The following is a 7,574-nucleotide window of genomic DNA, read 5'->3' as shown; positions in this document are numbered from 1 at the left end:
CAGTCCCGGAAGATGAAAATAAGCTTTATTTTGCGTCGTGTTTTTCATATGTGATCATACCATTTTCTTTATTTTTAATGAAACGTGTGAGAAGCAATAAAGACACACCCATCATGACCGCTTCTGTAATCGGCTGTGCCCAAAGCATACCGTTAAATCCAAAGACTTTGTTCAGTAAAAGCAGTAACGGGATATACAATATCAGCTGACGGACAAGCGTGATCCCAAAGGCAAACTGAGGCTTTCCCATTGCCTGAAATGACATTCGGCACATTGAAACAGTTCCGACAAACGGCAGAATAAACATCATTGTTCGCAGAACGTGAGTGCCGATGCTTATGACCTCGGCAGAATCCGTAAAAATATCGATCAGCAGCGGAGCGAAAGCACAGTAAAGCATCATCAGGATAAGTTCGGTCCCTGTTACCAGCAGAACTCCCGATCTCAGTATTTTCCTCATACGTTCCGTATTCTTCGCACCATAATTGTATCCCATGATCGGCTGAGTACCGGAAGCAAAGCCCTGATATACATAACTGCCGAGAGACAGTACTTTCTGAGCTATGCCCATTGCAGTTACGGTCAATTCGCTGTATTCAACAGCAAGGTTATTGTTCACTGTGTATGCTGCGGAGGTCAGCAGTGTTTCCAGTGAGGCGGGTACACCGACCCAATATATCTCACGCAGTATTTCCGAAGTCGGTTTGATTTGTTTTGCTGAAGGACGCAAAACAGTTTCCTTTCGCAGATAATACATGACCGATACGCCAAAACCGATACCGTTGCTGAGTACTGTTGCTATAGCTGCACCGCGTATCTGCATATTCAGGGTAAATATCAACAAGGGATCGAGGATTATATTCATAAGAGTCCCAACGATCATTCCTGTCATTGAATAACGGACGGAGCCTTCACTTCTCAGAAGTGCGCCTGTCGTATAGCTTCCCATTGTCAGGAAACTGCCTGTCAGTATCACCCGAACATATTGCTGTGTATAAAGAAATGTATTGTCTTTGGCACCGAGTAATCTGACGATAGGGGACAGAGCTGCAAGTCCTATACTCATAATGATAATGCTGTTGATAAATGTCAGCGTAAATGCAGCTGTCAAGGTATGTGATGCTTTTTCTTTTTCACCTGCACCAAGACATCGTGCAATGAAAGAGGATGCACCTGTGCCGATCATATTTGATATCGCCACGGTGACCATCATAACAGGATATGCCAGATTAACAGCCGCCATCTGATAATCGTCTCCGGTCAATCCGATGAAATAAGTATCCACCATATTATACAGGACCATAATGAACATTCCGAAAACAAGGGGAATACTCATCTTAAGCACAGCCTTTGCAGGCTCCTCCTGACTAAGTGTATATATTCTTTTGTCGTTATCTTTATTCATTGCTCATGCCTCACATAGTATCATGTTTTATTAAGAATGATTATAGCACGATATTGAAGAAAAATCAATTGATTATCCTTTACGGAGGTGATATGCTTATAAAAAAGTGCAGGATCTAAAGCGTTTATCAAAACTCAGACATAAAAATATAACTGCTGAAAATCATTGTACGATAAGGATTTTTGTGTTATAATGTTAATATGATAGACTTTAGCAAAGAGGGAGTATTATGTCAGCTATAATCGAAATCAAAAATGTAAGCAAGGAGTTCAGGGTGCTCAATCGGCGCGAGGGACTCAAGGGCAGTCTCAAGGACCTGTTTTCACGGGACTACAAGACTGTACGCGCTGTGGACAACATCTCAATGACTATTCAGCAGGGCGAGATCGTCGGATACCTCGGTCCTAACGGCGCAGGAAAATCCACTACTATCAAAATGATGACAGGTGTTCTCGAACCGACCTCGGGCGAGATACTTGTAGGCGGTAACGTACCTTATAAAAACCGCACCAAAAACGCTCAGGAAATAGGCGTAGTATTCGGTCAGCGCTCACAGCTGTGGTGGGCTCTGCCCCTTGTGGAGTCCTTCAGGATACTTAAAGATATCTACCAGATACCCGACGAAAAATACGAGAGCATACTTAAGCTTTACCGCTCACTTGTGGATATCGAGCCGCTGCTACACAAGCCTGTCCGTCAGATGTCCCTCGGACAGCGTACTCTAAGCGATATCCTCGCGGCTTTTCTCCACGATCCTAAGACAGTGTTCCTTGACGAGCCTACTATCGGTCTTGATGTTGCCATGAAATCGAGGATACGTACTCTTATACACGCCCTTAACAAGGAGAGGAATACTACTGTTATCCTTACGACCCACGATATGGGCGACGTTGATGCCCTCTGCAGGAGGATAGTAATTATCGACAAGGGCAGGATGCTCTATGATAACGATATCGGGCACCTCAAGAGCTTCTTCGGCTCATACCGTACACTTAAGCTCCGTATGGACGGCGGACTGAAAGAGCAGGCAAAGCTTGTACAGAAAGAGCTTCCCGGTTTTTCGGTCTCTGCCGACGATGAGTGGATATCTGTTCTCGTTGACGAGGAAAAAGCGAAGATCATGGATGTTCTCGGCAAGCTGCAGCACTCGTTCAATATAAGAGATATGCAGCTTGAGGAAATCTCCACCGAGGATGTTATCAAGAAGATATACGAGGAGGGTGTGCAATGAAGCTGAAAAAATATCTCACACTCACCCGTGCAGGCATAATTGAGGCTTTGCAGTTCCGCCTGTCATTTGTTGTAATGGTTATCGGCAATCTGCTGTACCTCATAGTGGTATACTTTCTCTGGAAGGCTATTTACGCTTCCGCAGGAACAGATGTTGTAAACGGCATGACATTTACGGACACTCTGATATACCTTGTGCTTGCAACTGCACTGTTCAACTTCATGGAGATGTATACCGTCTGGGAGATAGGACGAAATATACAGTCGGGCAAGATAGTCCTTGACCTGCTGAAGCCGATGGAGTACCGAAAGTACCTGTTCTGGTCGTACTCGGGCTCGTTTGTTACGCAGTTCTTTCTGACATTCCTGCCCACATTCGTAGCCGTGGCTGTTGTAACTCACGGAGCTGTACCGATGGGGATAAACCTGCTTTACTTCGTTATTTCCGTAGTTATGGCGGTCTCTGTCAATTACAGCATAGACTTCATTGTAGGCACTATATGCCTCTACACCGAGTCGATATGGGGCATAAACATTATGAAGCAGGTCGTTGTTCTGCTGCTTTCGGGCGCTACGATCCCTATTGCATTCTTTCCCGATACCCTCAGGACTGTTGTGAACTTCCTGCCTTTCCAGTCCATATACAATGCACCGCTGTCGCTTCTGCTGAACGGTTCTCCCGATACCGAAACTCTTCTCACAACCCTCGGCACTCAGCTTATATGGTGCATAGTTATGATGGCAATAAGCAAGGTGTTCTGGAAAGTGTCCCTGAGACAGATAACTGTGAACGGAGGCTGATGACACATGAAAAGAAAAGGTTTAGGCTTCTACGCCAAGATATACTGCAAGATACTCGCTCAGGACCTGAAAAGCAAAATGAGCTACCGTGCAGACTTCATAATATCCACTGTCGGAATGATATGCACCAATATCGCAGGCTTTATCAGCTTCTGGATACTGTTCAGGAATTTCCCGTCCATAAATGGCTGGAGCTACTACGAGATGCTGTTCCTTTACGGCTTCTCGCTTGTATCGCTGACTCCTGTACAGTGCTTTTTCGACAACAACTGGAGCCTCCGACAGAACGTCTACACGGGAGACTTCATTAAATACTGCTTCCGTCCTATCAATACCTTCTTCTATTATCAGTCGGAGGTATTTGACATCAAGGGACTGGGACAGCTTGCATTCGGGCTCGGTACGCTGATCTATTCATGGATAAAGATTGGTCTGGGCTTCACGCCCCTTATGCTGCTGAAAACTGTAGTGTTCATGATAACGGCTTCTCTTATCATGATAGCCATGCAGAACGCTGCGGCAGCTACATGCTTCTGGATACAGAACTCGTTCTACGTTCTCGACCTTGCGTTCCGCTTCAAGGATTACGCGAAATATCCTATCACCATATTCAGTCCCGTATTCAGATTTATCTTCACATTCCTCATGCCTATCGCGTTTATCGCATACTATCCGAGCCTTGTGATACTGCGCCCCGACAAGGTGCCCGTGCTTTCGTGGCTCTCACCTGTTATCGGCATTGCGTTCTTCTGGCTCAGCTATAAGATATGGATGCACGGCGCCAAAAACTACAGCGGCACAGGTTCGTAATATATTATTCCGTAATTCGTCTCAACTTAATAAGCACCCGTCTTCCTGAACTTCTGATACGAAGCCGCAGGACAGTCAATGAGAGCAAGCTGATCGTTCTCAACAAAGAATGCTGAAATATGCTCACCTATATTCTCAATAGTGCTGTGGCTGCCGTGAACTCTTACGGCTTTTCCCGAGAGAGTTTCGCAGTTTTGGCAGTTGTCGGGAAGAATAGTATCCTTATCACTGCAAAGAGTGTATGCAAGGTCATTTTTAGTGCTGACGGACATATCTCTATACTGCTCCACATACTCAGTAGGTATGCCCGAGCTTATGATAAGCTCCAGATCATGCGGAAAATAGCAGGGATTTGTAAGTATGCAGGGACGTCCGAACCTGCGGCTCAGCTTATCGGCATACCAGCCGCCGAGGCTTTGTCCCACAAATATATAATCATCAGACTTCACCATATCTGAAAGCTTTTCAAGCAGGTCAGAAGGTGAAGTCTCTTTGTATTTTATCTGCGGAGAAATAATATCCTCAGGCGGAATAATACCGCACAGCGCCTTGTAATTCTTGTTATCGGCTTCTCCCATGAAGCCGTGCAGATTCAGTATCTTCATCCTTTTTCACCTGCATTAGCGCTTATATCCATAATAAGCTTATTTACCAATTTATCAGCCTTATCCTTATCTCTTAGCACATCGAGCCAGCGGCCAGGGATATTGTCATAACCGAATTTTACTCCTGCCAGTCCGCCTGTGATGCAGGCTGTTGTATCGGTATCATCACCAAGAGCGATCGCCTGTTTTACAGCTCCCTCATAGGAAAGGACTGTTTTCAGTATCATTACAGCGCTTCTGAGAGTGTCAACAACATATCCGCCGCCTCTGCCTATCCATATATCGGGCTCGTCAGGCTGAAGTCTGAACAGGAATTCATCAGAATACGCAGGCTTATCAGCATATATCCTGCGAAGCTTCTGTACTGCGCGGTCAAGTGATGTATCAAAATCGCTGCTGTTAAGGAGCTCCCTTGCAATAAGGCAGTATAAAGCACAGCATACCTGATTGGTGATATTACCGTGTGTGATAAGGCATTGCTTATGAGCGTCGGACACAAGCTCAGCATCTGTTCCTGTGTGCCATAAAGCTAAAGGCAGGACACGCATGAGAGCTCCGTTGCCTTTTCCGTCGGGACGCACATTGCCGCAGTCCTCGGGCTTACCGCCGCTTTTATACATAGAAAGAGCCATTGATGTCTGTATACCTACATCAAATACTCGGTTATCAACTGCCCACAGACCGTTTTCGTACCACGCAAGAAGCCTGTCTGAAAAATCGGTCATATCAAAGCAGCCTTTATAAAGCAGACTGTCAAGAAGGCAAAGTGCCTGTGCTCCGTCGTCTGACCATGTTCCCGGAGCTGTACCCGAATGAGCTCTTACAAATCCCTCGGGCGGAGTCATTTCTATCTGTTCTGACGGCGGTATGTCCTCTTTCATGTGGAATTCATAGGGAACACCGAGAGCGTCACCTATAAGAAGTCCGTAAATACCGCCTTTAATCTTACTGATATATTCTTCACTTGTTACCTTAGCCATGATATCACCTGCTTTTTTCTTCATTATAGCACATACGGATAGTATTTACAATAATCATTATACACAAAACAAGCGGCAGCCACTTGGCTGCCGCTTTATTTTCTGTATAAGTAGTGTTTTATGAAAAAAGATCCCCGTTAACGTTTTTATTTGACGTTAATGGGAATCTTTTAAATAACCCTTAGTCGGCTCTTCTTTTAAGAGCGGAGGTTTATTATTGGCTTATGCATCAGTCTGTCATAGTTGTGTCCGCAGCTACAGGACTTGACGTTTTCTTATGAGTAAGAGCTATAATGTCATAGTAGAATGACTTAGGCTGATAGTTGCTGAACGGAAGCCGTGAACTGTAGTCGGTTCTCCAAATGATCCCATCGGTTGTTCCCGAGAGGGTCACGCAGGAGATGTTCTTAGCGTGCTTCATAGCTATCTCAAAGATCTGAGGATAAAGCTGATCGTAAGAACCATTGCGATTCGAGATATCAAGCTCTGTGATCTGAACGTCAAGTCCGAGAGCCTCGAACTGCTCTAAAGCTGTTTCAAACTCACTTGCCGAAGGATACTTTGAATCAAGGTGAGCCTGCATACCGATACCGTCGATATAGTCGCCCTCCTTCATGATCGTTCTTGCCATATTTATAAGGTCGTTCGTCTTTGCACTCATGTATTCGTTATAATCGCTGAGGTAAAGCTTACAATCCTCAGGAGCATACTCTCTTGCATACTTGAACGCATTTACAACGAACTCTGTGTTTCCTTCGCCGTATACTTTTGCCCAGTTTGAATTGCTTTCAGGTCTCATTCCGCCGCCGTCGTTAACGAAGAGCTCGTTGCATACGTCATAGGAATGGAGCTGTAAGTCAGGATAATCGGACTTGATCTGAGCGAATGTGTTCTTTATCATGCTCTCAAGGCGCTTGTTCATACGTTCCTTGGAAACATATTCGCGATCGTCCTGAAAGAGGTATTGGGGCGTCTGGCTGTACCATACAAACGTGTGACCGCGAACACCGATGCCGTTCTCCTCTGCGAACTTAAGGATATTATTTGCGCCGTAAAGGCTGATCTCTACTTCATCACCGTTTACGCTCTTAACGATAGAATCAGGCTTCATTTCGTTCAGACAGGTGATAGAGTTGTAGTGCTTCTTAATGAACTCCTGAGCCACTGAGTTGTTAATTTCATTGCCCTGTACGGCAGCTCCGAGACGGAAGTAGGGCCCCATGTAATCCTTGAATCCGTCGCCGCCCTTTTCGTACCTATAGTTAAGGTTCTGATGAGCGTATACGTCCTTTGCAGTAACAGTTGTTGTCGTTGCAGTATCAGACTTGGCAGTGGCTGTGGTTGTAGTTGTGGTATCCTTGGTAGTTGTTGCTGTCTGAACCGTATTAATGCTTGATGAATAGCTCTCGGGAAGCGATTTGATAAGACCTAAGAGATACGCCTGTATCGCAAATGCATCGTTTGTTGTGATGCCTGAACCTGCCTCGTAAACGTCTGCGTTGAATCTGCCATGATCCGAGAGCTTATATTTGTTTGGATTAGCGAGAGACTGCATTATAATTACAGCATCGCCCATATCAATACCGTTGTCGCAGTTAGCATCTCCCCAAATCTCAACCTTTGAATCAAGAAGTGCCTTGAGGTCAGCAGGATCTGCTGTTGCTGCAGGCGGAGCTGTTGTAGTCGTTGTAGTGGTTGAGGTCGTTGTGGTAGTTGTAGTGGTTGTAACATCAGTGGTTGTAT

The 7,574-nt window shown here is 45.3% G+C and carries 7 protein-coding genes; 3 read left to right on the top strand and 4 right to left on the bottom strand.

Features of this window, described 5'->3' with window-relative positions; all coding sequences use genetic code 11:
• Nucleotides 1-25: 25 nt before the first annotated feature.
• Nucleotides 26-1,405, bottom strand: a complete 1,380-nt coding sequence (locus Q0R37_RS14490; protein ID WP_294755282.1) for an MATE family efflux transporter — start codon at nt 1,403-1,405, stop codon at nt 26-28.
• 229 nt (nt 1,406-1,634) lie between these two features.
• On the opposite strand from Q0R37_RS14490, the gene Q0R37_RS14485 reads away from it, so the two are divergent.
• The 3 genes from Q0R37_RS14485 to Q0R37_RS14475 are packed head-to-tail and all read left to right on the top strand — an operon-like array spanning nt 1,635 to nt 4,246.
• The gene (locus Q0R37_RS14485; protein WP_294755281.1) at nt 1,635-2,636 is read left to right on the top strand and encodes an ATP-binding cassette domain-containing protein; all 1,002 of its coding nucleotides are present in this window, start codon (nt 1,635-1,637) and stop codon (nt 2,634-2,636) included.
• On the top strand, nt 2,633-3,436 hold the full coding sequence (locus Q0R37_RS14480; protein ID WP_294755280.1) for an ABC-2 family transporter protein: 804 nt from the start codon (nt 2,633-2,635) through the stop codon (nt 3,434-3,436). Before Q0R37_RS14485 ends, Q0R37_RS14480 begins: the two co-directional genes overlap by 4 nt.
• Nucleotides 3,437-3,442: 6 nt before the next feature.
• Nucleotides 3,443-4,246: an ABC-2 family transporter protein gene (locus tag Q0R37_RS14475; RefSeq protein ID WP_294755279.1), complete on the top strand. Its 804-nt coding sequence runs from the start codon at nt 3,443-3,445 to the stop codon at nt 4,244-4,246.
• 26 nt (nt 4,247-4,272) lie between these two features.
• Here the strand turns inward: Q0R37_RS14475 and Q0R37_RS14470 are convergent, their stop codons facing one another.
• The 3 genes from Q0R37_RS14470 to Q0R37_RS14460 all read right to left on the bottom strand — a co-directional run.
• Nucleotides 4,273-4,851: a YqiA/YcfP family alpha/beta fold hydrolase gene (locus Q0R37_RS14470; RefSeq protein WP_294755278.1), complete on the bottom strand. Its 579-nt coding sequence runs from the start codon at nt 4,849-4,851 to the stop codon at nt 4,273-4,275.
• A complete protein-coding gene (locus Q0R37_RS14465) occupies nt 4,848-5,831 on the bottom strand; it encodes an ADP-ribosylglycohydrolase family protein (RefSeq protein WP_294755277.1) in 984 nt (327 codons plus the stop codon). Before Q0R37_RS14465 ends, Q0R37_RS14470 begins: the two co-directional genes overlap by 4 nt.
• A 229-nt stretch (nt 5,832-6,060) precedes the next feature.
• Nucleotides 6,061-7,574: endo-1,4-beta-xylanase (locus tag Q0R37_RS14460; RefSeq protein WP_294755276.1), on the bottom strand; the 1,514-nt coding region annotated here is incomplete at its 5' end.

The sequence above is a fragment of the uncultured Ruminococcus sp. genome (assembly GCF_946415235.1).
In the GTDB taxonomy this organism is placed as follows: Bacteria; Bacillota; Clostridia; order Oscillospirales; family Ruminococcaceae; genus Ruminococcus.
Note: the sequence above shows the minus strand (reverse complement) of the source record. Positions and strands in the feature narration are given on the sequence as shown.

Bases quoted from the DNA above. Each gene is read 5' to 3' on its own strand.
- Q0R37_RS14480 (WP_294755280.1), top strand. From the start codon at position 2,633: ATGAAGCTGAAAAAATATCTCACACTCACCCGTGCAGGCATAATTGAG.
- Q0R37_RS14470 (WP_294755278.1), bottom strand. From the start codon at position 4,851: ATGAAGATACTGAATCTGCACGGCTTCATGGGAGAAGCCGATAACAAG.
- Q0R37_RS14475 (WP_294755279.1), top strand. From the start codon at position 3,443: ATGAAAAGAAAAGGTTTAGGCTTCTACGCCAAGATATACTGCAAGATA.
- Q0R37_RS14465 (WP_294755277.1), bottom strand. From the start codon at position 5,831: ATGGCTAAGGTAACAAGTGAAGAATATATCAGTAAGATTAAAGGCGGT.
- Q0R37_RS14485 (WP_294755281.1), top strand. From the start codon at position 1,635: ATGTCAGCTATAATCGAAATCAAAAATGTAAGCAAGGAGTTCAGGGTG.
- Q0R37_RS14490 (WP_294755282.1), bottom strand. From the start codon at position 1,405: ATGAATAAAGATAACGACAAAAGAATATATACACTTAGTCAGGAGGAG.